General features: G+C 62.9%; 20 protein-coding genes and 1 pseudogene. 7 read left to right on the top strand and 14 right to left on the bottom strand.

Going from position 1 to position 21,988, the window contains the following annotated elements; all coding sequences use genetic code 11:
• The first annotated feature begins 148 nt into the window (after positions 1-148).
• Positions 149-904, top strand: coding sequence for a TetR/AcrR family transcriptional regulator (locus PQR42_RS24800; protein ID WP_408387799.1), 756 nt, complete (start codon positions 149-151; stop codon positions 902-904).
• On the opposite strand, the gene PQR42_RS24795 is transcribed toward PQR42_RS24800, so the two are convergent.
• Entirely contained in the window at positions 860-2,506 is a 1,647-nt protein-coding gene (locus tag PQR42_RS24795; RefSeq protein ID WP_408387801.1) for a phytoene desaturase family protein, read from the bottom strand. The two genes, PQR42_RS24800 and PQR42_RS24795, sit on opposite strands and share 45 nt — an antisense overlap.
• A 195-nt stretch (positions 2,507-2,701) precedes the next feature.
• Between PQR42_RS24795 and PQR42_RS24790 the strand changes: the two genes are divergently transcribed.
• Positions 2,702-3,979 carry a cytochrome P450 gene (locus PQR42_RS24790; RefSeq protein ID WP_408210461.1) on the top strand — a complete coding sequence of 426 codons (1,278 nt, stop codon included), beginning with the start codon at positions 2,702-2,704 and terminating at the stop codon, positions 3,977-3,979.
• Between the two features lie 75 nt (positions 3,980-4,054).
• On the opposite strand, the gene PQR42_RS24785 is transcribed toward PQR42_RS24790, so the two are convergent.
• The 7 genes from PQR42_RS24785 to PQR42_RS24755 all read right to left on the bottom strand — a co-directional run bounded on the left by PQR42_RS24785 (position 4,055) and on the right by PQR42_RS24755 (position 11,492).
• Positions 4,055-4,378, bottom strand: a complete 324-nt coding sequence (locus PQR42_RS24785; protein ID WP_408210459.1) for a 2Fe-2S iron-sulfur cluster-binding protein — start codon at positions 4,376-4,378, stop codon at positions 4,055-4,057.
• A 75-nt stretch (positions 4,379-4,453) separates the two neighbouring features.
• Positions 4,454-5,578, bottom strand: a complete 1,125-nt coding sequence (locus tag PQR42_RS24780; protein WP_408210456.1) for an acyl-CoA dehydrogenase family protein — start codon at positions 5,576-5,578, stop codon at positions 4,454-4,456.
• Positions 5,579-5,658: 80 nt separating this feature from the next.
• The gene (locus PQR42_RS24775; protein ID WP_408387805.1) at positions 5,659-6,462 is read right to left on the bottom strand and encodes a crotonase/enoyl-CoA hydratase family protein; all 804 of its coding nucleotides are present in this window, start codon (positions 6,460-6,462) and stop codon (positions 5,659-5,661) included.
• A complete protein-coding gene (locus PQR42_RS24770; protein ID WP_408387807.1) occupies positions 6,459-7,547 on the bottom strand; it encodes an acyl-CoA dehydrogenase family protein in 1,089 nt (362 codons plus the stop codon). The genes PQR42_RS24775 and PQR42_RS24770 overlap by 4 nt, the downstream gene beginning before the upstream one ends.
• A 6-nt stretch (positions 7,548-7,553) precedes the next feature.
• Positions 7,554-8,702: an acyl-CoA dehydrogenase family protein gene (locus PQR42_RS24765; RefSeq protein ID WP_408387809.1), complete on the bottom strand. Its 1,149-nt coding sequence runs from the start codon at positions 8,700-8,702 to the stop codon at positions 7,554-7,556.
• A 186-nt stretch (positions 8,703-8,888) separates the two neighbouring features.
• The gene (locus PQR42_RS24760) at positions 8,889-10,202 is read right to left on the bottom strand and encodes an amidohydrolase family protein (RefSeq protein WP_408210444.1); all 1,314 of its coding nucleotides are present in this window, start codon (positions 10,200-10,202) and stop codon (positions 8,889-8,891) included.
• Positions 10,203-10,643: 441 nt separating this feature from the next.
• Complete coding sequence (locus PQR42_RS24755) at positions 10,644-11,492, bottom strand: IclR family transcriptional regulator (protein ID WP_408210441.1); 849 nt, start codon at positions 11,490-11,492, stop codon at positions 10,644-10,646.
• 345 nt (positions 11,493-11,837) lie between these two features.
• Here PQR42_RS24755 and PQR42_RS24750 point away from each other — a divergent pair, with 345 nt between their 5' ends.
• The 4 genes and pseudogenes from PQR42_RS24750 (at position 11,838) to PQR42_RS24735 (ending at position 14,727) form a co-directional block, all read left to right on the top strand.
• Entirely contained in the window at positions 11,838-12,068 is a 231-nt protein-coding gene (locus PQR42_RS24750) for a ferredoxin (RefSeq protein ID WP_408387813.1), read from the top strand.
• Positions 12,069-12,088: 20 nt separating this feature from the next.
• Positions 12,089-12,847, top strand: a complete 759-nt coding sequence (locus tag PQR42_RS24745; protein WP_408387815.1) for an SDR family NAD(P)-dependent oxidoreductase — start codon at positions 12,089-12,091, stop codon at positions 12,845-12,847.
• A 43-nt stretch (positions 12,848-12,890) separates the two neighbouring features.
• The gene (locus tag PQR42_RS24740) at positions 12,891-13,841 is read left to right on the top strand and encodes a VOC family protein (RefSeq protein ID WP_408210434.1); all 951 of its coding nucleotides are present in this window, start codon (positions 12,891-12,893) and stop codon (positions 13,839-13,841) included.
• Between the two features lie 2 nt (positions 13,842-13,843).
• Positions 13,844-14,727 (top strand): annotated as a pseudogene (locus PQR42_RS24735) (fumarylacetoacetate hydrolase family protein).
• Positions 14,728-14,844: 117 nt separating this feature from the next.
• Here PQR42_RS24735 and PQR42_RS24730 read toward each other — a convergent pair.
• The 3 genes from PQR42_RS24730 to PQR42_RS24720 form a co-directional block, all read right to left on the bottom strand.
• Positions 14,845-16,185 carry an MFS transporter gene (locus PQR42_RS24730; RefSeq protein ID WP_408387819.1) on the bottom strand — a complete coding sequence of 447 codons (1,341 nt, stop codon included), beginning with the start codon at positions 16,183-16,185 and terminating at the stop codon, positions 14,845-14,847.
• A gap of 176 nt (positions 16,186-16,361) precedes the next feature.
• Positions 16,362-17,216 carry an SDR family oxidoreductase gene (locus PQR42_RS24725; RefSeq protein ID WP_408387821.1) on the bottom strand — a complete coding sequence of 285 codons (855 nt, stop codon included), beginning with the start codon at positions 17,214-17,216 and terminating at the stop codon, positions 16,362-16,364.
• A gap of 124 nt (positions 17,217-17,340) precedes the next feature.
• Positions 17,341-18,894, bottom strand: a complete 1,554-nt coding sequence (locus PQR42_RS24720) for a DHA2 family efflux MFS transporter permease subunit (RefSeq protein ID WP_408387823.1) — start codon at positions 18,892-18,894, stop codon at positions 17,341-17,343.
• A 115-nt stretch (positions 18,895-19,009) separates the two neighbouring features.
• Between PQR42_RS24720 and PQR42_RS24715 the strand changes: the two genes are divergently transcribed.
• Positions 19,010-19,471, top strand: coding sequence for a MarR family winged helix-turn-helix transcriptional regulator (locus PQR42_RS24715; protein ID WP_408387825.1), 462 nt, complete (start codon positions 19,010-19,012; stop codon positions 19,469-19,471).
• A gap of 69 nt (positions 19,472-19,540) precedes the next feature.
• Here PQR42_RS24715 and PQR42_RS24710 read toward each other — a convergent pair whose 3' ends face one another.
• From PQR42_RS24710 to PQR42_RS24700, 3 genes are read right to left on the bottom strand one after another with little or no spacing between them, the layout of a single operon-like run.
• Positions 19,541-20,332, bottom strand: coding sequence for an alpha/beta fold hydrolase (locus tag PQR42_RS24710; protein WP_408210417.1), 792 nt, complete (start codon positions 20,330-20,332; stop codon positions 19,541-19,543).
• Entirely contained in the window at positions 20,329-21,186 is an 858-nt protein-coding gene (locus PQR42_RS24705) for an SDR family NAD(P)-dependent oxidoreductase (RefSeq protein ID WP_408387827.1), read from the bottom strand. Before PQR42_RS24705 ends, PQR42_RS24710 begins: the two co-directional genes overlap by 4 nt.
• A 4-nt stretch (positions 21,187-21,190) precedes the next feature.
• Positions 21,191-21,988, bottom strand: a complete 798-nt coding sequence (locus PQR42_RS24700; protein WP_408387829.1) for an enoyl-CoA hydratase/isomerase family protein — start codon at positions 21,986-21,988, stop codon at positions 21,191-21,193.

Raw genomic sequence — 21,988 nt, 5'->3', positions numbered from 1 at the left:
TGGCCGGCGGCCCAAAAACGCGGCGCTTATTACCGCCGATCAGCACTACAATGCACTAGCCGAACACCGCCGCGGATTGCGTTCGAGAAAGGCGCATTCAACCGCGTCAGCGGTGCTTCGTTTTCCCTGCATTGTGTGCTGCCTATCCATGCCTTCGACGCTCACCGATACCGCCGCGCCAGCTACGTGCGCAGCACCTTCCTCGCCTTCACGCAAACGCGCCACACTCGGCCGCCTGCTGAAGGAGGCGCGTCTGGCTTTTTCGGAAAAGGGCCTCGCCGGTGCTCGTGTGGACGATATCGCAAGGGCAGCGGGGGTGACCAAGCAACTCGTCTATCACTATTTCAGCAGCAAGGAGCAGTTGTTCGCCAGCGTACTCGACGAGTCCGCGCAAGACGTGCTGGCCGATCTGCTGGCACTCGAACTCGATCACCTGCCGCCGGTGGAAGCGCTGCGAGTATTTCTGCAACATGCGATCGATCAATACCGGTCCGATCCCACGCTCGGCTCGTTGGCGCAGGAAAGCCTGCGTTTTCACGAGCACAACGCGCATCCCGTCGAACGCAATCGCTTTGTCGATCTGGCGCCCGCGCTGGTCGCGCAGATGGAGCGCATCCTGCAGCGCGGGGCGGTGAGCGGGGAGTTCCGCGACGGCGTGGATGCGCGCATGTTCTACGCCGCGTGCGCGCTGCTCACTACTGGCGGTTTCACCAATCACTACACGGTGTCCGCAGTCGCCGGTTTCGATACCACATCCGCCACGGGTGCGGCGGCATGGCGTGAATTCTCGGTGGACTTCGTGCTTTCCAGCGTGCTTGTCGACGGCCGGCCACCCTTGAAGCGGCCGGCGCTGACCGCGTTAGCAGACACCCCACGCGGCGAGAATAGCCGTCACGAAGCCTGATTGCGTCGTGCCGCGGCGCGCGGCCTGGCCGAGATAGCGCTGCACCCGTTGCGCGGCGATGCGGCCCGGCATGCCGTTCACACCACCTCCCGGATGAATGCCCGCGCCGCCGAAGTACAAGCCGCGCACGGGCAACGTAGCGCCGCCCAATCCATAAGCGGGCCGGAACTTGTTCGAACGCATCGTGCTGGTGTCGATATGTACCACGCAGCCGTTGACCGTGTTCAGACGCTGTGTGAAGTCCGGAGCCGCTTCCATGCGGCGCGCGATCTCGAACTCTTTCAGGCCGTCCACATACTCGCTTGCCTGATCGATCACCTGCTGCGTGACGCGCTCGCGAATCGCATCCCAGCCCTCGCGCGGCTGGGTCGGCATGGCGGGCGGATATAGATAGACCGTGTCCTGTCCAGCAGGCGCCTGTGACGGATCGACCGCACTGGGCGCCGTGATCGTCAGGTAGGGCAAGGTGGGTACCTCGCCGCGCGCCGAAGCCCGGAAGTTTTCCAGTACCGCTTCCGTGGTGCCAATCAGCAAGCAGGTCTTGCGCAGATCGAGACCGTCGCCACGTTTCGCCTCGAAGCGCTTGAGCGAAATCTGGCCACGCAGCGCCATGTCGACCTTCAATGGCGACGCGCCGTGCGCATTGGCCGGTGCATGCGCGATGCGCGTCAACAGGCGTTTGTCGACCCGGCCGGGTGTCACCAGTTCGAGCGCGACCTTCGGATGGCAACTCGCGATGACCGCATGCGCATAGAACGTGCGGCCGTCGGCGAGACGTACGCCACGCGCGGCGTAGTCATCCGCGATGATCTCCGCGACACTCGCCGAGGTCATCACTTCACCGCCCAGTTCGCGCAGCCGCGCGGCCATTGCATTGGACAAGGTCTGCATGCCACCCACCACACGGCCCACGCCGAAGCGGTGCAAAAAGCCGAGCAGCGCGTAATAGATGCCGCTGCCGTCGGCTGTAATCGGACCGGCGAGGCCTGTCAGGCAGCACATGGCGGAGATCGTGACCGGATGCTCGAAGTGTTCCTGCGCAGCCTGATAAGCAGAGCCTGTGAGCAGCGCCATGAGTTCGGGTTTCAGCTTGCGATTGCGTAGCGCCGCCTTGAACGCTTCGAATTTGGCTCCGAGGTTTTTATCGGCGGGGTCCACGCGCATCATCGGAATCGCCATGTCGATGAATGCGAACACGACCTTGATGAAGGAAAGAAACGCGTCGGCGTCTTTCGGACTGTAACGGCGAATCTCGGCCGCGGTCTTCTCCGGGTCGCGCCAGAACACGAGAGAGGTGCCATCAGGATGCAGATACACGTAGCCGGGCGTCAGTTCGATCTGGCGAAAGCCGTGTCGCTCCAGCTGAAGTTCGGCCGGCACGCGCGGATGCACGCGCATCGACATCATGTCGAGTGCACACGGATGAACCATGTGCTGCGGCGCGCCATCCAGCAGATACCCCGACGAAGCCATGCCACCCACCTTGTCGAGGGCTTCGAGCACCAGCACCTTCTTGCCGGCCTCGGCGAGATAGCAGCCCGCGGACAGTCCGTTGTGCCCGCCACCGACGATCAACGCGTCGTAAGTCACTTCTGTTGCCATGTGTCTCCGTCCTTTTTTGTTGTCAGGGTGCAGGGGCGTTTGCGTCGATCGCAGTGCGCGCCTTTTGTCTTGCCTCCATGTCTTAAGTGGATCACAATCTGCAAATCTGTTCAATATAATGCGCTGACCTTGGGTCAAACGGTTATCGGGCCGATCCCTGAGATGGCGCGTCGAATATCAACGATGGAGACAGGCATGAGCACACCCGCCGCAGCAACTTCGCTTGAAAGCGCCTTCGCGGGCGTCGCGGACAACTACAAAGGCAGCGACGTCGACCTGTATGCGATTTATCGCGACATGCGCCGCAATTCGCCGGTGATTGCGGAAGACTTCATGGCACGCCTGGGCGTGCCGAACATCGCCGGTCTCGATGCGAACCGGCCTACGTTTACGCTGTTCAAGTACAAGGACGTAATGTCGGTGTTGCGCGATGCGACGAATTTCACCAGCGGCTTCATCGCCGAAGGACTCGGCGCGTTTTTCGACGGATTGATCCTGACCGGCATGGATGGCGAAGCGCATCGCCGCGCTCGCTCGCTATTGCAGCCGGTGTTCATGCCCGACGTGGTGAACCGCTGGCGTGAAACGAAAATGGCGCCGATCGTGCGCAACGAATATATCGAGCCGATGGTGCCGAAGCGCCGCGCCGATCTGATGGATTTCGGCCTGCATTTTCCGATCCGTTTGATCTATTCGCTGATCGGTTTTCCGGACAACCGCCCGGAGCAGATCGAACAATACGCGGCATGGGCGCTGGCGATTCTGGCTGGTCCGCAGGTCGACGCGGAAAAGGCCGCTCAGGCCCGCAAGGCGGCGATGGAGGCCGCTCAGGCGCTCTATGACGCGGTGAAGCGCGAAGTGACCGAAGTGCGCAAGAACGGCGCACAAGGCGACGACCTGATTTGCCGGCTGATCCGCGCGGAATACGAGGGCCGTCATCTCGACGATCACGAGGTGGCGACTTTCGTGCGCTCATTGCTGCCGGCGGCCGGCGAGACCACCACGCGCACGTTTGGCTCGCTGATGGTGGCGTTGCTGGAGCGGCCCGAACTGCTCGAACGGGTGCGGGCGGATCGTAGCCTCGTGCCGAAGGCAATCGACGAAGCCGTGCGTTTCGAACCGGTGGCGACGTTCAAGGTGCGTCAGGCGGCGCAGGACACGGAGATTGGGGGCTTCAGCATTCCGAAGGGCGCGATGGTGCAATGTATCGTGTCGTCGGCGAATCGGGATGAAGAGGTGTTCGAGAACAGTGAGAGCTTCGATATCGACCGCAAGCTCAAACCGTCGTTCGGCTTCGGTTTTGGTCCGCATATGTGCATCGGTCAGTTCATCGCCAAGGTGGAACTCGCGGTGGCGGTGAATACCATCCTCGACTTGCTGCCGAACCTGCGGCTCGATCCGGATATGCCGAAGCCGCAAATCGTCGGTGCTCAGTTGCGCGGACCGCACGCGCTGCATGTGATTTGGGATTGACCAGAAAAGCCGTTGACGTAAAAAAAGGCGACCCATATCGGGTCGCCTTTTACTGCTGCAAGAAAGGCTATTCGCCTAGATTTGCGAAGCGGGCAGGTGCACGACAAGACCGTCGAGTTCCGCATTCATGGTCAGCATGCACGACAGGCGGCTATTGGCCCGGCGTGGTTCGGCCGTGCTGTCGAGCATCGCGTCTTCCATGTCGTCGACCGGCGGCAATCTGTCTTGCCACGCTTCCTCGACAAACACATGGCACGTGCAGCATTGGCATGCGCCGCCGCAGTCGCCGCTGATGCCGGCGATGTTGCGTTCGAGCGCGCTTTGCATCACCGTCGCGCCGACGGCTGCGTCGACGTCGACACGTGTGCCGTCGTGCGCGATGTATGAGAGTTTGGGCATGGTTGTCTCCTGATAGCGTTGTTGAAGCGCCGGTTTTCAAACGGGGTGGGCCTGCGCTGAGCGTAAATGGCAGCCCTACAGCGACCGGCTGATAATTTCCTTCATGATTTCCGACGTGCCGCCGTAGATACGCGCGACGCGTGCGTCGACCCAGGCCTTGCCGATCTTGTACTCGCTCATATAGCCGTAGCCGCCGTGTAGTTGCAGCAGTTCGTCGAGCAGCTTGCCTTGCAATTCCGAGCCGACCAGTTTGCACATCGCACCGACTTCGGCGGTCAGCTCGCCGCGCATTGCCTTGCCCAGACATTCGTCGACGAAGGCACGCAGCATGGTGGCTTGCGCCTTGACCTCGGCCAGCTTGAAACGGGTGTTCTGAAAGTCGAACACGGGTTTGCCGAAGACGCGCCGGTCGCGCGTGTATTGAACGGTTTCGTCGAGCAAGGCGTCGACCGAGGCGGCCGCGCGAATCCCGATGATGGTGCGCTCCCATGCAAGCTGATGCGTCAGATAACCGAAGCCCTGATTTTCTTCACCGAGCCGGTTGCCGACCGGCACGCGCACGTTGTCGAAGAAAAGCTCGGAGGTGTCCTGTCCTTTCAGTCCGATCTTCTCCAGCAGCTTGCCCTTGGAAAAACCTTCGGTGTCTTCTTCGACGCAGATCAGCGTGAGATCGCGCGATTGCGGATCGAGCTTGGTGGCCGTCACGATCAGACCAGCGTTGCCGCCGTTGGTGATGAACGTCTTCTGCCCGTTGATCACGTACTGATCGCCTTCGCGCCGCGCGCCGGTGCGCATTGAACGCAGATCGCTGCCGATGCCCGGCTCGCTCATCGCGATCACGCCGATCAGTTCGCCGCTCGCCATGCGCGGCAGCCAGCGCTGTTTCTGCTCCTCGCTGCCATATGCGACGAGGTACGGCGCGACGATCTCCGAGTGTGTGGTAAAACCGATGGCCGTGGCATTGACGCGCGCCAGTTCCTCGATCATCACCGCGGAATGGCCGAAGTCGCCGCCGCTGCCGCCGTACTCCTCGGGCACGGTCGAACACAGCAGTCCGATTTCCCCAGCTTTGCGCCACAGGGATTTCGGCACGATGCCGGCGTGTTCCCATGCATGCAGATTCGGCACGATCTCGGTTTCGATAAAGCGCCGGGCCTGCTCGCGAAATAATTCGTGGTCTTCCCTGAAAACGGTCCGCATGGTCATGTCCTGCGAGAGTGTTGCTGTACGTGTGGTGGAATGGATGCGTCTATTGCGCGTGACTTATCTCGCTCGTTAAATCATCTGTCCGTGTAGCGAGGCGGCCGTTTGTCGAGAAACGCGTTGACCGCTTCCAGATGATCGTCGGTGTGATGCGCAAGCGCCTGATACGCGGCGGATAACTCCAGCAAGGAATCGAGCCGCATATGCTGCCCTTCGCGCAGAAGCCGTTTGGTCAGGCGCAGTGCATGCGACGGATTGTCGGCAATGCGCCGCGCCATGGCCTGGGAATGCGCGAGCAGATCGTCGGCGGCGACCACATCAGCCACCAGGCCCCATTCGAGCGCTTTGGCCGCATCGATCGTGTCGCCCGTGAACGACATCACGCTCGCGCGCTGCATGCCGATCACGCGCGGCAGCAGCCATGCGCCGCCATCACCGGGCACGATGCCGACTTTCACGAAGCTCTCGGCGAACAGCGCCTTCTCCGAGGCGATGCGGATGTCGCACATGCACGCGAGATCCAGTCCCGCGCCGATCGCCGGACCGTTGATGGCGGCGATCACCGGCACGTCGAGCTCATACAGTGCGAGTGGAATGCGCTGGATCGTATTGCGGTAACTGTCGCGCACCTCGTGCGGCGAACCGGCGAAGATGCCGCCGCGCTCGCGCATGTCTTTCACGTTGCCGCCGGCACAAAACGCGCTGCCGGCACCGGTCAATACGAGTGCTTTGATCGTGCGGTCGCGGCGCACCCGCTGGCACAAATCGACCAGTTCATCCATTTGTGCGGGTTCGGACAGTGCGTTGCGCGTCTCGGGACGGTTCAGCCACACGGTCAGTACGCCGTCATCGCGTTCGACATTGAGAAAGGTGTCGCTCATGCCGCGACTCCTTGCGACGCTGCCATTACGGGCCGATCGAGTGGCGCGAGGCGTCCCGCGGTCAGCGCCGGCCATAATCCTGCGGAGCCGGCTGCGCACACGGCTGCGCCCAGCCGTTGCGCCCACACGGTCGCGTTGCCGAATTCGCTGCGCCACGACCACAGCCGCCGTGTCGAGTGATGCAGCGCGTGTTCATGGGTAAAGCCGATCGCGCCATGCACGGTGTGCGCCACGGCCGCTGCGAAACTCGCTGCCTCGGCGCTGCACACTTTGGCTGCGGCGATCGGCAGCGCCGCGAAGCCGCCGGCGCCGTCGAGCGACGCACTGAATGCGCACTCCGCAGCCACCGCTGAGGCGGCCGCATGCTCGGAGAGCACGGCGATTTGCTGTTGCAGCGCCTGGAACGCGCCGATGGGCTTGCCGAACTGCACGCGCTCGGTGGCATAGAGAATCGTCAGGTCGAGCACCGTCTGCAAGGCGCCTGCAATCTGCGCGCTGCGCAACATCGCTGCGCCTAGTTGCAGCGCGTCGGCTTGCAGATCGCCCGGCAAAGGCACGCAACTCACGCAGGCGGCGCGCTCGAAATGCAGATCGTCGCGCGGTTCGCCCGCGATGTTCTGGCGTAGTGTCGTTTGTGCGTCGGCCGTGTCGAGCAGCACGAGGGCCGGCTCCTTGCCCGCGGTGATGGCGACCACGTGGGCTACATGACGGCCCCATGGCACGTCGAGCAGCGTGCCGCTCACGCGGCCCTGTTGCAGCGTCACCGAGCCGCCGCCTGCGATGCCGAGCGGCGCGTTGATCGCTTCGAGTCCGCATTCGCCGAGCAGCGCATTGGCGAGCAGTGTTTCGGCGAGGGGCAAGGGCAGGTTATGACGGCCCGCCGCGCGCGCTACGACGAATAGATCGGCCCAGTTCGCGCCGGCGCCGCCTTGCGCTTCAGAAGCGGCCGCGACGGCGAAACCGGATTCTTCGATGGCGCTCCATAATGACGCCGGCCAGGCGCCTGCTTCGCTGTCGCGCAGCACTTCGGGCGTGACGATGTCACCGAGCAGTCGCTCGATGGTGGATTCGAAAATTTCTCTCATGGCGTTTTACCGCAGTCCAAGTCCGCGGGCGATGATGCCGCGCAGGATTTCGCGCGTGCCGCCGCGCAGGGAAAAGGAAGGCGCCATCTGCATCAGGTAGGCGAGTACTTGCGTGTGGTCGTTGCTGCCGCCGGTACTGGGCAACGAATCGAGCAGCAGTTGCGCGACTTCGGGAATCTCCTGTTCGAAAGTCGTGCCGAGATCCTTGACGCACGACGCGGCCCACGCGGGGTTTTGTCCGGCGGCCAGTTCCGCAGTGACCGAGAGCGACATCTGCCGCAACGTATAGAGCCGCGCTGTCAGACGGCCGATTTCACGCGCCTGCAAGGCATCGGGCCGGCGGCCGATCGCATCGATCAGCGTATGCAGCAACGCGATGCTGCTGAGAAAGCGCTCGGGGCCACTGCGTTCGAAGGCGAGTTCGGCGGTGACCTGGTCCCAACCCTGGCCTTCGGTGCCGACCAGCGCGTCGGCGCCCAGTTGCACGTCGTCGAAGAACACTTCGTTGAAGTGCTCGCCGCCGGCCAGATCACGGATCGGGCGGATCGTGACGCCCGGCGCTTTCAGGTCGATGATGAATTGCGACATGCCTTCGTGCCGCGCGCTGGATTTATCGCCGGTGCGCACGAGCGCGATCATGTAGTGCGAGTAATGCGCGTTGGTGGTCCACAGTTTGTGGCCATTGAGCACCCAGCCGTCACCTTTGCGTTCGGCGCGCGTGCGGATCGACGCGAGGTCCGAGCCGGAATTCGGTTCGCTCATGCCGATGCAGAAATAGCTCTCGCCGCGGCAGATCGCCGGCAGATAGCGCTCGCGCTGCGCCTCGGTGCCGTAGCGCAGAAGCAGCGGACCGCTCTGGCGATCGGCGATCCAGTGCGCGGAGACAGGCGCGCCCGCCGCGAGCAGTTCCTCGATCACGACGTAGCGCGCAAACGGCCCGGCCTCGCTGCCGCCATAACGTTTTGGCAGCGCCATGCCGAGCCAGCCGCGCCGCCCGAGTTCGCGGCTGAAGGCGGGATCGGCGCCCATCCACGATTCGGCACGCTTGAGCGGCGGGCGCGTTTTCAAGGCCTCGGAGAGGAACGCGCGCACCTGCTCGCGCAGCGGTTCGGCGTCGGTGGGAATGCGGTGATAGCGAAAGGCGGTAGCGGACATAGTTCGGATGGGACGCAAAGGAGCGGGCACCGGGCTGCGCCGATCACGGCGGTGGACGTCGAGCCCTTTACGCAAGCCGCCCCGGCCGCATCGCTCGCCTGTACCACGAAGCCGATATGTGCAGCGCGGCCCGGTCTGTGTTGCCGACGCCGTGGCGATGCGTTGCCACGGCGTGAGTGGACCGCTTTACAACGCGGCCTGTGCGTCGGCCGCGGCGAACATCCGGTTGATGTCGCCGGACGTCACCGGCTTGTTCGGATCACGCACTGGCGCGGCGCCGCCCATGCCAAGCGCGGGCTCGATGCTCACGTGTTTCGCCTTGGCGCGCAGCGCGCCGACCGTGCAATTCTCGCGGCCGAGGATCGAGAACGGGTCGTAGGAAAACTCGCGCATCGCGTTCAGGTGAGTGATCTTGTTGATCACTTCATCGGAGACGTTTTGCGCTTGTGCCTGCTCCCAGAACACGTCGGCGGAATTGGGCCATGTGCAGTCAGAGTGCGGGTAGTCGCATTCCCAGGTGACCTTGTCGAGGTTGATCGAATCGAGATTCTTCAGACCGAACTGATCTTCGATGAAGCAGGTGATGATGTGCTCGTTGAAAATATCGCTCGGCATCTTGCCGCCGAAATTCGACATGGTCCATGCGTGATGGTGACGATGCGTGAAGTCCGCGCGTTCGAGCAGATACGGAATCCAGCCGATGCCGCCTTCCGAGAGCGCCATGCGCAGCGTCGGGTATTTCTTCCACATCGGCCCCCAGATCCAGTCCGCGGCCGAATTGGCGATCGAGATCGGCATGGAGGTGATCCACGCGTCGATCGGCGATTCGTCGGAGGCGTGGTCGGCTTTCGCACCGGTACCGATATGGCAGCAGATCACCACGTTGTTGTCCGCACAGGCTTTGTAGACCGGATCCCAGTGATCGTTATGGATCGACGGGTAGCCGTGCAGCGAAGGATTGTCCGAGAGCGACAGGGCGTGCACGCCTTGTTTGGCCATCCGTTCGATTTCAGCCGCGGCGGCTTGCGGGTCCCACCATGGCGTGATCATCAACGGCATGAAGCGGCCCGGGGCGGCGTTGCACCAATCGTGCAGATGCCAGTCGTTGTAGGCCTGGATCGCTGCGAGCGACACGCCGCGATCTTCATAAGCCTGAAAGCGCTGCCCGGCGAAGCCAGGGAACGTCGGGAAGCAGAGCGAACCGAGCACGCCGTTGGCGTTCATATCGTCGACGCGGGCTTTGATGTCCCAGGTGCCGCGCCGCATATGTTCGTAACCGAGCGGCTCCATGCCGTACTCTTCTTTCGGACGACCCACGACGGAATTCAGGCCCATGTAGCCGGTGGCTTTTTCTTCGAATTCCCAAACATCGCGGCCACTGCGTTGCACGACTTTCGGTTCGCGGCCCTTGTATTTGGCGGGCATGTGGCGTGCGAAAGCGTTGGGCGGCTCGATCGCGTGATCGTCTACGCTGACGAGAATGAGGTCTTCCAGTTTCATCGGGGGTCCCCGTAGTGAAGGGCTCACCTGCGATTCGGCGAGCCGGGTTTGGAGCAAGTTGGTAGTGAGATAGTAGATAACAAGTTGAACACAATCAACGATAATGTTCACTTAAACGCATGTGACGAGGCGTTTTTAGGGTTTACAGGGAGAAGGGCGGGGGGATTTTTTCGTGAGCGACGCACTCTGGCCGCACGTCCGCGGCGCAGCGCGTCGCTGAGTTTGCGTGCGGAGGGCGCCGTCCGAGGCGAAGGTGGTGCGAGTGAGGGGACTCGAACCCCTACACCTCATGCGGATGCGGATCGATACTTCGAAAAGGAATGCTGATGTCTCGAGCGAACGTCGAGACTGCAACGGCGCGCCGGCCTGTGAACAAAGCGTAACGCGAAAAATGCCAACGCTCCGGGCGCACGACCACCGCGCCCGAACGAGAAGAAAAACTCAGAAGAGCACTGACTCCAGCCGGTGAGCCAGATCGCGAACGGCCTCGCCTAGCGCATCGACTTGCGCCTCCCCGCGGTCGCCCCGAATCATGACCGTGGACACGGTAAACGCGATGTTGTCGCTCTTGTCACAGACAGCGGCTGCGATCGCCATGACGCCCGTGGCAAAGTACCCATCATCACTGGCCCAGCCACGCCGCCGCGCTCGATTCACTTCGCGCACATAGGCCTCGAGCGAAATGGGCCGCGCCCAACGCAGTTGTTCGAATTCTTCGCGCAACTGTTCATCGGTGAGGCCGAGGCGCGCGGCGAACAGGCGTCCGCTGGCGCCCATCAAAATCGGCAGCCGCTGTCCAGCCGGCATATCGATGTGCAAATCCGTCGGACTCGACTCCGAACTCACCAGCACGATCCGGTCCGCGCCGAGCCGGCGCCACAAGGTCACGGTAACGCCAAACTCGGCGGCAAGATCCTGCATCAGCGGCGCAGCCAGTTGCAGCCGTTGCCCTTGCGTGACCAGTTGCTCCACCAGTCGCGCCAAACCGAGGCCAGCTGAATACGTCTTCGACAGCGCGTTGAAATCGACCACGTCCTCAGCAACGAGCGTGCGCAGAATGTTGAAACAGGTACTCGGATTGATCGACAGATGCCGCGCGATATCAGCGGCTCGCTCCGGCGCACCTGTGTGCGTGAGATAACGCAGGATACGGATGGCATTCGCAACGGGCTTCACCGTCACCGCGCTGGTTGCGCCACGGCCTCCCGGCACTTGATCAGCAGAGCGGCGCGCCACGCTCGCTCGGGTTCCTACCGACTCGCTTGCAGCAATGTTCTTCTTCGTCGTCATGGGTGGCGGTCTCTTGGTTGCCGTCCGGGCACTGGCATGTGCCGTTCATTTTCTGTCCTCGCCCGCATGAAACGCGGCGCCAAAGGGTGTTCACGGTGTTCTGAAATCGTTCTACAGGCAGTGATTATATTCTGTAGCCAGAATAGTCCCGGCGCAAAGCCTTTGTTCATAGTGGCTTACCCGATCAAAGACGTACAGTCGACGATGCCTCCGCCCGCAACGAGACGTCTCCGTGAAGACACGTCGCCAGGGTCAACCCGGATCATAAAATAAACACATTTGAATAATGTGTGCATATAATTTCCAGCCAATAGCCATGCATGGCCACGCACTCAAGGAGGAGACATGAATTCGGAGATCAGGGCATCAGTGGTGCTGCGCGTGAGCGCGGATCGGAGCCGCTGCTGCGGTTATGGACTCTGCGCGCAGCTGTGTCCGCAGGTCTACAAACTCGACGAGAACGGCCTCGTTTATCTGGAAGCGGAAACGATTCCCGCCGAACTCGAGGCAGACGCGCGCGAAGGCGCGGCCGCCTGTCCCGCTGAAGCGTTGAGCGTCGAAGCAATTGCCGGCTGAGCCGACGGGAGACCGATCGTATGGGACGGTTCGAAGGAAAGGTTGCGCTGATCAGCGGCACAGGTGGCGGCCAGGGCAGGGCGGCTGCGTTGCGCTTCGCGCGGGAAGGCGCCAAAGTGTTCGGTTGCGATCTGAACGCGGCAGCGCAGGCCGAAACCATCGCGTTGCTGCGTGACGAGGGTTTCGACATGGCGGGCGCGGGCAGCGTCGATCTGGGCGATCCGCAGGCGGCACAGGCGTGGATCGAAGACGCGGTCGCCACTTACGGCGGCATCGACATTCTGTACAACAACGCATCGGCGGCGCGCTTTGGTCCGATCAGTGAGATGTCGGTGGACGACTGGCGCTACACGCTGCGCAACGAGTTGGACATCGTGTTCTATCCGACGCGCTTTGCCTGGCGTCATCTCGCGGTGCAAGGCGGCGTGATCGTCAATATCTCGTCGGTGGCGGCTTGGGGTGCGTCGGCGGCGACCGGCATCGGCGCGCATTCGGCGGCAAAGGCCGGCGTGATCGCCCTCACGCGGCAACTCGCCGTGGAAGGCGTCAAGCATCGGATTCGCGCCGTGAGCATCAGCCCGGGCGTGGTTGTGACCCCTGGCACCAAACCGTTCCTCGATAACCCGGCCACGCGCTCCATGCTGCTCGCCGGCATTCCAATGGAACGCGCGGGAGAAGCGGAAGAAATCGTCGCGACGGCGCTGTTCGTCGCGTCGGACGAGGCCTCGTACATCACCGGCACCGACATCGTCGTGGACGGCGGCATGCTCGCGCTGTAACAGCGCCGGGCATGCCTGACAGATCACTATTTCAGGAGACGTCGTGGATATTATCGGCATCGGCTACCTCGGCTTCGAGACGGCCAACATGGATGAGTGGCGTACCTACGGCCCCGAAGTGCTGGGTCTGCAAATCGGTGCATCGCCGGAAACGGACCGCGATTCGCTGTACTTCCGCATGGACGACCGGCGTCACCGCTTTGCGTTTCATCCCGGCAAGGTCGACCGGCTCGCGTATATCGGCTGGGAAGCGCGCGGCAAGCTCGAATTTCAGGCGGCTGTGGCGCGGCTGCGCGAAGCCGGCGTCGAAGTGACCCCAGGCGACGCAGAACTGCGCGGCGTGCGTGACGTGGTGCGTTTTCGCGATCCGGTCGGCTATCAGCACGAACTGTTCTACTCGCAGAAGTGGATGCCGCGCTCGTTCATCCCGGGCCGTCCGCATGGTGGCTTCAATGCTGGCGCGCGCGGCCTCGGGCATATCGTGGTGATCACGCCGGAATTCCCGCCGGAGCTGGAGCACTTCCTGACCGTCGTAATGGGTTTTCACTACTACGGCGCGGGAGCGGGCAAGGGCAAGACCGCGTTCTATCGCTCGAAGCTGAACACGAGCACCAGCCACGATATTGCCTACGGACTTGGGCCGAACAAGATGGGCATTCAGCACATCGGCCTCTTCGTGAACAATCTTCGTGACGTGGGTGAAACCTACGACATCGTCAAACAACGCAAGCTGCCGATGATGATGACGCTCGGCCAGCACACGCAAGACCCGCACGTATCGTTCTATCACTTCTCGCCGGGCGGTTTTGCGTTCGAGATCATCACCGAACTCGAGCCATGGCACGGCGACGGCTTCGAGCTGAATCCGGAAAAGTTGAGCACGTGGGGCCACGAACTGGTCGGTCCGATTCTCGGGCCGAGCGTGCGCACGCCGGAAGAAGTGATGGACGCCGAAGGTCTTGCGATTCTCGCTGCCAGACGGCAGCCAGCCTAGCCATGAAGCTCGCGAGAGTCCGCGACGCGGCGGGCGAGAGTTTCTGGGCCCAGGTCGACGAAAGCGCGCGCGAAGTGCAGCGCATTCGTGCGCCATTCGAAGTGTGGGCGCCAGTGGTTGCGGAGGATGGCAGTGCGGCACTCGAACTCGATGCGCGCCGTTTACCGCTCGCGGAACTGCAATTGTGTCCGCCGGTGAACCCCGGGGCGCGCGTGTTCGGCGTCGGTCTGAACTATCTGTCGCACCTGGCGCGGCTCGGCCGCAAACAGGCGCCGCCGCATACGCTCGCCTACATCAAGCCCGCGTCGACGCTGGTGCCGCCGGGCGGTGAGATTCAGTATCCCGCCGTCACCAATCAGCTCGACTATGAAGTCGAACTGGTCGCGGTCGTTGCCCGTGCATTCGGTGACGAACCGCAGGCGAGCGCGTGTCTGCTCGGCTATACGGTCGGCAACGACATCAGCGCGCGCGATGCCGGCAAGCAGCTCGGCTCGCTCGATCTGTTCACGCAAAAAGCGCTGGACAGCACCGCGCCGATCGGTCCGGGATCACTACGCTCGATGAGTTCGGCGGCCCTGGCCAGCCATGCGTGACGCTGAGTTTGCGCATCAACGGCGAGGAGCGTCAGCATGATACGACCGACCAGATGATTTTCCCGGTCGACGAATTGCTGAACTATGTGGATGCACGCATCGCGCTGCGTCCGGGAGATCTGGTCTTTACCGGCTCGACGTGCGGCGTAGGGCTCGAAGATGGCCGCTTCCTGCAGCCAGGGGATGTGATCGAAGCGCAGATCGAGCGCATCGGTGTGCTGCGCAATCGGATCGGCGCGAAGCGCGTGCTCTCGCCGATGCGCGCGATCGGCAGGTTGGGGCGTGCCGAATAAACAGCTTCGATTGACATGCGCGATTGGCGGATGCGAATGGCAAGCGCGAATGGCTGACCTTACGCACCAGAGTCACACGGCGGCTGAGCACTCACGCTCCGCCGCCGTTTTTGTTATTCACCGACGCTGCTGCGCAGCGTGCAAAGCGGCAAGCGTGCGCGCATACGGCTTCACGCCCGAGCCGATCAGCCACAACCCGAGCAGCGCAGCGGGTGCCGCCGTACACGCCACGGCATAGCGCAAAGCGCCGTCGTGATGAAAGACGTGATCGGTGACGAGCGCAACGGCGGTCGGACCTAGGCCAATGCCAAGCAATCCCGCCAGCAGCAGATACACGGCAATCGCCTGGCCGCGCATCCGGTTAGGGACCAGCGCCTGGATCGCTGCGGGCGCCGCCGACTGCGCAATGCCCAGACCGAACACGCTGACGAACAACAGCGCGAATGCAAGGCGCGCATCCGGCATCAGCGGCCACAGTACGCACGGTAGGGCGAACACCGCTGAGCCGAGCAGCGCGACGTGAAAGCGCGCCGCTGTGACGCCGCGCGCGCTCCATGCGTCGCTGAGAAAACCGCATACGAGCGTGCCGCCCGCGCCGGCAATGGCGATGATAAGGCCGAGCACCGGCCCGGAATGCGAAGGCGGCATACCGAAGCTGCGCTCGAACAATGCAGGCGCCCAGGCAAGCGCGCCATAGCCGATGATCGACAGCAAGGCCGGATAAGTCAGCACGCGGGCAAACGTCGCGGAATGCAGGCGTAGATAACGCACGAAATCACCTGCAGAAGCTTGCTCGCTCGCATCAAGTTCGGCGCTTGCAATAGTCACTTCCTTGCGCGCAGGTTCGCGTACTGTCGCGACCAAAAGCAAGGCGAGCGGCACGGCGGGCAGCGCGGCCAGGACAAACGCGAGGCGCCACGCTGGCACGCTGCCGAAGCCCGCAAGCGCAAGACCGTGCGACGGAATCGCAGCAAGCAACCATCCACCGAGCAGCAATGACGCGCCTGAACCGATTGCAATCGAAACGTAATAGACCGCGATTGCCCGGCCACGCTGCGTCGGCGCAAAGTTGTCGGCGATCAGCGAATAAGCGGCTGGCGCGAGCACGGCTTCGCCGATTCCGACGCCGACCCGCGCGAGTAGCAGATGCATATAACTCTGGCCGAAGGCGAATAGCGCGGTGGCCACGCCCCAGAACAGCAGTGCGACGAAGATCAGATTGCGGCGGTTGCGGCGATCGACGAGACGGCCAAGCGGCAAGCCGGCCAGCGTGTAAAAGATCGCGAACGCATAGCCTTGCAACAGACTGAATGCCGTATCCGAGATGCCGAACTCTTTGCGCAAAGGACGCACCAGCAGGGCGGGCAGTTGACGGTCGAGCTGAGACAGCAAAGTGGCCGCGAATAAAACGGCGATGACGTACCACGCGTAGCGGGCCGATGGATAGCTTGACGCCATACCTGATGCCGTCGCAGTAGACGAGGCGTGCTGCGTCCGTGGCGTTAAAGCGGTGGGCAAAGCGGAACTCCTCGAGGCAGATGGACGACCGCCCGCGCGAGGCGGGCGGTGTCATACGTCATGGAATGCAGCGTGTTGAAACATATGCTGCGAAAGCGCGCTACTTCGCCGCCCGCTTACTGTTCGACCACGGCCTCGCCACGTGCTTTCACCGCTTCGTAGAAGTCGCGTTTGAGCGTCGGATAGTAGGCGATCTGTCCACCCATGCCGCCGGCGATATCGATCGATGCCGCGCTGATGAAACTCGCGTAATCGCTCGACAGGAACAGCGCCATGCCCGCGACGTCTTCCGGCTTGCCGAAGCGGCCCATCGGCACGACCTTCAGCACCATCTGGTCGAACTCCTCGCGCGTGCAGCCTGCCGGCATCTCGCGATAGTGGCGGTCCCATTGGCCCGTGTCGATCCAGCCCATGTTCAATGTATTGACGAGAATGTTGTCTTTCGCGAGCGACATGCCGAGCGATTTCGACATCGCCACACAGGCCGCGCGATTGACGACAGACGGAATACCGTCCGGTGTCGGCACCACGCCGGCGAGCGCATTGATCTCGATGATGCGGCCCCAGCGCTGCTTGCGCATATGCGGCACCACGGCCTGCACGAAACGGAAATGCCCCATTTGCAGGATGTTGGCGTGTTCGAGGATCTGTTCGGGCGTCAGTGTTTCGAGGTTGCCGCCGCGGCCCTGGCCGGCATTGTTGATCAGCACGTCCACGCCGCCCCAGCTTTGCGCCACGTGTTCGACGAACTGTTTGACGCCTTCGGTATCGGTCACGTCGACCGATTGCGCGATCACGGCCGACGCGCCGCGAGCCTTCAGGTCTTCCGCCACCGCCTCGACGTCGGCGCTGGTGCGAGCACAGATGGCGACGCGCGCGCCTTCGGCTGCAAAGGCCCGCGCAATCGCGCGGCCGATGCCGCGTGATGCGCCAGTGACAATCACGCGCTTGCTGCTCAGGTCGATCTGCATATGTCTCCTCATGTCGGGCGCCAGGATAGGCGGCCCGCTGAATGGTTTCTGGTTTTCATAATCTAAACAGAAATGCGATAAATGTACAGATAAACATTCCGCGTCAAGCCGTCCTCATTACCGGCTAGTCCATCGCGACATGAGCGTCGGCGGGCGTGGCCCTCGAATGACGGGCGGGGCGGATGATGGCCAGTAAGGGAATCACCAGCAAGGTGGCGATGAACATTAGCTTGAAGTCATCGATATACGCGATCATCGAGGCTTGCTGGGTAATCTGCATGTCCAGCAGCGCAATGGCGCCTGGTGAATGCAGATCGACCTGGCTCCGCACCACAGGGTCGTACACGGACACATGCGTGGCCAGCGATGCATGCGCCACCTGGGTATTACGCGTAATGAAGGTTTGCACCACCGAAATCCCGATACTGCTGCCGATATTGCGCATGAGGCTGTAGATGGCGGTGCCGTCGCTGCGCAAATCGCCAGATAGCGTGGAGAAGGTGACGGAACTGAGCGGCACGAACACGAGGCCGAGGCCGAAGCCCTGTACGACACCCGGCCAGACAATGTCCGATGGCGATAGCACCAGCGTGTAGTGCGTCATTTGCCATAGCGCGAATGCCGAGATCAGAAAGCCGGTAACGAGCAGCACGCGCACGTCGAAACGGCCGATCAGCCGGCCCACCACCATCATGGCGATCATCGTGCCGACGCCGCTCGGCGCACTGACGAGGCCAGCGGTGGCGGCGTCATAGTTCATCAGCGATTGCAGCATCGGCGGCAATAGCGCGCGCGTGGCGTACATCACCGCGCCGACTACGAAGATAAAGAACACGCCGGTCACGAAATTGCGGTCCTTCAACAACTGATAGCGGAAGAAAGAGCGTGGCCCCGCGGTCGCCGTATGCGCAATGAAAAAGGCAAAACTGACGACAGCCAGTAGCGCTTCAATACGAATTTCCATCGAACTGAACCAGTCGAGCTGCTCGCCGCGATCGAGTAACGCCTGCAATGCGCCGACGGCCAGACTGAGTGTGGCAAAGCCGAAGAAATCGAAACGTTCGCCGCGCTTTCGGCGGTTCTCTGGCAGATAGGCAAGGGTACCGAACAGCGCGAAGGCGCCCACCGGCAAATTGATGAAGAACACCCAACGCCAGTTATAGCTTTCGGTCAACCAGCCACCGAGCGTAGGTCCGAGAATCGGTCCCACCATCACACCCATGCCCCACACGGCCATCGCCTGGCCCTGCTTTTCGCGTGGATTGATATCGAGCAGGATGGACTGCGACAGCGGCACCAGCGACGCCCCGAAGATCCCTTGCAGCAATCGCGCGATGATGATTTGCGGCAGCGAGTCCGCGAGTCCACATAACCCCGAGGCGATCGTGAAGCCCGTAATCGACGCGGCCAGCAGATGCTTGACGCCGAAGCGGGTGGCGAGCCATCCGGTGAGAGGCGTGGCGATCGCCGCGGAAACGATATACGAGGTCAGTACCCACGTGATCTCGTCCTGCGATGCGGATAGCGCCCCCTGCATATGTGGCAGCGCCACGTTGGCGATCGTGCTGTCGAGTGATTGCATCAGCGTGGCCAGCATGATCGACACGGTGATGAGCGGCCGGTTGAGCCCGGCTCCGGGTTGCAGCGGCTGGGCGGCTGCCGTGGAATGTCCTGCCATAACGTAGAGGTCTCAGTCGCGTCGCGCGCAAAATTGATAAGCGTGCTTATTGTAATTGAGACAGATATCGACGTCATGTTCACATTTGGTCGAGTGGACTCGTATAATCGCCGGCATGGAAAACGGCCACGACAATCGCTTGGGCTTTCTGATCACGGACGCGGGCCGTTTGTGCGGCCGGCTTTTCGATGAGCGGGCCAAGGCTCGCCTCGGGTTGACGCGTGCACAGAGCCGCGTGCTCGCTTACCTGTCGTGGTACGGCGAGACGAATCAGGCGAGGCTTGCCGAGACGCTGGAGATCTCGCCGATTTCGTTGACCAGGCTGCTGGACAGGATGACCGAAGGCGGCTGGGTGGTGCGGGTGGCGGATGCACACGACCGCCGGGCTTACTGTGTGCAAGCGACCCGCAAGGCGCGCGCAGCGCTCGCCCAGGTGCTGGACGTCGGGGACCGGGTTGCCGATGAAGCTTTAGCCGGCCTCGACGCTCACGAACGTCAGATGCTGATCGGCTTGTTGCATCGCATGAGGGCGAATCTGGCACAGGCGTTGGCAAGCTGCGGCACTGAGGAAGCGTGAGGTGGCCTTGTTCCCACCCAGCCTCTGACCATGCGCAGAGAGCTACGCGCTGTGCGTCCGACGTTACGCTCAACATCGGCTCAACAAAATCTCCGCCAGCTTCACCGGTTCGCTGATCATTGCGTTGTGGCAGGTATCGAGCTCGATCACTTCATCCACGCCGCCCAGATTGCCGATGAATTCGCGCTGCACCTTCGGCCTTAACGCGCGGTCACGTTGCGTCAGCACCCAGCTCATCGGCACACGCGGGAACGCCGAACGATCGACTGGTTCGGTCGTCACCCGCGTGCTTTCTGCGCACAGACCCGCCACGACGCGTAGCTTCTGTTCCCGCGTCATGCCGTTGGCAAATACCAAGCGCGCGATGAACGCGGGTAAGGGCGCGCTGACGGCCGTGCGCCGTGCGGCTCGCGAAGCGATCACGTTCATCGGCGCGTGCAAGGTATCGAGCACCGTTTTGCCGTCCGGCGGGATGCAGCAGGCGATGAAAACCATCCGTTGCACGAGCGCAGCACCGAGCCGCGCCGCCACACCGGGCAACGTGATGCCCGCCATCGAGTGTCCGACCAGCATCACGCGAGTCGGCCGCGTCGACAGAATCTGCGAGGTCACGCTCTCGACGCATTGCGCGATGGTCAGCGTCGCGAGGTCGCCCGGTTCGTTACCGTGGCCGGGCAGGTCGACGGCGAGTACCTGCGCTGAAGGATCGAGCGCGCGCAATGCGTCGACGGTGGGCTGCCAGCACGCGCCGCTGTGCTGGCCACCGTGCACCAGCACGATGGTCGGCTTGTCGGCGGTCTGCGGCGTCGCCATCGAAGCATCGAAGCCCGAGCGCGCATGAGACGACGGCAGGGCGCTCAATATGCTTCTCTACCGCGCGCGGCAAACAGCGCACGCATCGGCGCCAGCGTCGGCGCATGGCTCGTGAAGCCGCCATCGACGGGCAGCGTCGCGCCGGTGATGAACGCGGCCTCGTCCGAAGCGAGAAAGCACACCACGTCCGCCACATGCTTCGGTTCGCCGAGATAGGGTGTCAGGTGGCCGTCGAGAATCACCGCCTTGATGTCGTCGGGCAGCGGGTGCGCGCCACCGTTCTCCGCGACCACGAGACCGATCTGGATCGTGTTCGAGCGGATGCCTTGCTTGCCGTACTGCGCGGCAATCGACTTGCTCAAAATCGTCAAGCCGGCCTTCGATGCCGCGTACGCGCTCAAGGTGAAATCGCCCTGCGCGCCGAAACCAGACGACGCATGAATGATCGAGCCGCCGCCCGCTTTCAGCATCGCGGGAATCGCGTGCTTCGAACACAGCATCGGGCCGCGCAGATTCACCGCCATGGCGCGATCCCATGCTTCGACATCGACGTTGCACACGTCGCGGTCGCCACTGCGCTGCGCGGCGTCGAGCACGGCCGCATTGTTGTGCAGGATGTCGATGCGGCCAAAGCGCTCCAGCACCGCCGCGATCATCGCCTTAACCTCGGCCTCGGACGAGACGTCGGTACGCAGCCCGATCGCCCGATCCCCGATTGAGGCGGCCACCGCCTCCGCCGCGTCGCCATTGATATCCACCACCGCCACGCACGCGCCTTGCGCCGCGAGACCGCGCGCGCAGGCCGCACCGAGTCCGCCGCCCGCGCCCGTGACGATAGCCACTTTGCCTTCTAGCTTGCCCGTCGCCTGCGTGCCGCCGTTGCCTCCAATACCGCTAGTCATCTGCTCAGTCTCCAGTGAATACAGGGGTGCGCTTTTCCTTGAAGGCCAGCGCCGCTTCCTTCACGTCGTCGCTCGGCGCGAGTAGCGCGAACAGATCGAGCTCGCGATCCAGCCCGCGGCGCAGATCGAGTTCGAGCGCGGCGCGTGCGGCCTGCTTGACGTAGATCGTCGCCGCCGGCGATTTCGCGGCGAGCCGGTCCGCCAGCGTCTGCACTTCGGCGATCAGCGTTTCGGGCGTCGCCGAAATGCGCGTGACCAGGCCGATTTCCTTCGCCTGCTGGGCGCTCATGCGGTCGCCGGTCAGGAGCACGTCGAGCGCGCGGCCGTGGCCGACCACTCGCGCGAGGCGCTGCGTGCCGCCACCGCCGGGAATCAGACCGAGGCCGGTTTCCGGCAACGCGAGCACGGTATCCGGCGACGCGAAGCGGATATCGCAGGCGAGCGCGATCTCCAACCCGCCGCCCATGCAGAAGCCATGCAACGCGGCGAGCACCGGCTTCTGCACCTGATCGAGTGCTTCGATCCAGCGCGAGCGTTCCATCCGCCGCCGCACTTGCAGCGACGATTCGGGCCCGCGCTTTTCCTTGATGTCCGCGCCCGCGCAGAAGCCGCGCGGACCTTCGCCGCGCAGCAAGATCACGTGAACGTCGGGATCGGTGTCGAGGAGTTGCAGTGCCTGCGGTACGCCACGACGAATCTCGTCGTTGATTGCATTGATCTGTTCGGGCCGGTTCAGCACGATCCATGCGGTCTTGCCGCTGCGCTCGATGCGTACAGTGGGGTTGATCGTCAGCCCATTCAT

It is taken from the genome of Paraburkholderia sediminicola, assembly GCF_046027355.1.
GTDB lineage: Bacteria > Pseudomonadota > Gammaproteobacteria > Burkholderiales > Burkholderiaceae > Paraburkholderia > Paraburkholderia sediminicola_B.
The sequence above is the reverse complement of the archived record's forward strand: the minus strand, read 5'-3'. Positions and strand labels throughout refer to the sequence as shown.

Bases quoted from the DNA above. Each gene is read 5' to 3' on its own strand.
- PQR42_RS24790 (WP_408210461.1), top strand. From the start codon at position 2,702: ATGAGCACACCCGCCGCAGCAACTTCGCTTGAAAGCGCCTTCGCGGGC.
- PQR42_RS24720 (WP_408387823.1), bottom strand. From the start codon at position 18,894: ATGGCAGGACATTCCACGGCAGCCGCCCAGCCGCTGCAACCCGGAGCC.
- PQR42_RS24750 (WP_408387813.1), top strand. From the start codon at position 11,838: ATGAATTCGGAGATCAGGGCATCAGTGGTGCTGCGCGTGAGCGCGGAT.
- PQR42_RS24800 (WP_408387799.1), top strand. From the start codon at position 149: ATGCCTTCGACGCTCACCGATACCGCCGCGCCAGCTACGTGCGCAGCA.
- PQR42_RS24780 (WP_408210456.1), bottom strand. From the start codon at position 5,578: ATGCGGACCGTTTTCAGGGAAGACCACGAATTATTTCGCGAGCAGGCC.
- PQR42_RS24725 (WP_408387821.1), bottom strand. From the start codon at position 17,216: ATGCAGATCGACCTGAGCAGCAAGCGCGTGATTGTCACTGGCGCATCA.
- PQR42_RS24760 (WP_408210444.1), bottom strand. From the start codon at position 10,202: ATGAAACTGGAAGACCTCATTCTCGTCAGCGTAGACGATCACGCGATC.
- PQR42_RS24715 (WP_408387825.1), top strand. From the start codon at position 19,010: ATGGAAAACGGCCACGACAATCGCTTGGGCTTTCTGATCACGGACGCG.
- PQR42_RS24745 (WP_408387815.1), top strand. From the start codon at position 12,089: ATGGGACGGTTCGAAGGAAAGGTTGCGCTGATCAGCGGCACAGGTGGC.
- PQR42_RS24775 (WP_408387805.1), bottom strand. From the start codon at position 6,462: ATGAGCGACACCTTTCTCAATGTCGAACGCGATGACGGCGTACTGACC.
- PQR42_RS24795 (WP_408387801.1), bottom strand. From the start codon at position 2,506: ATGGCAACAGAAGTGACTTACGACGCGTTGATCGTCGGTGGCGGGCAC.
- PQR42_RS24770 (WP_408387807.1), bottom strand. From the start codon at position 7,547: ATGAGAGAAATTTTCGAATCCACCATCGAGCGACTGCTCGGTGACATC.
- PQR42_RS24765 (WP_408387809.1), bottom strand. From the start codon at position 8,702: ATGTCCGCTACCGCCTTTCGCTATCACCGCATTCCCACCGACGCCGAA.
- PQR42_RS24755 (WP_408210441.1), bottom strand. From the start codon at position 11,492: ATGACGACGAAGAAGAACATTGCTGCAAGCGAGTCGGTAGGAACCCGA.
- PQR42_RS24705 (WP_408387827.1), bottom strand. From the start codon at position 21,186: ATGACTAGCGGTATTGGAGGCAACGGCGGCACGCAGGCGACGGGCAAG.
- PQR42_RS24730 (WP_408387819.1), bottom strand. From the start codon at position 16,185: ATGGCGTCAAGCTATCCATCGGCCCGCTACGCGTGGTACGTCATCGCC.
- PQR42_RS24700 (WP_408387829.1), bottom strand. From the start codon at position 21,988: ATGAATGGGCTGACGATCAACCCCACTGTACGCATCGAGCGCAGCGGC.
- PQR42_RS24785 (WP_408210459.1), bottom strand. From the start codon at position 4,378: ATGCCCAAACTCTCATACATCGCGCACGACGGCACACGTGTCGACGTC.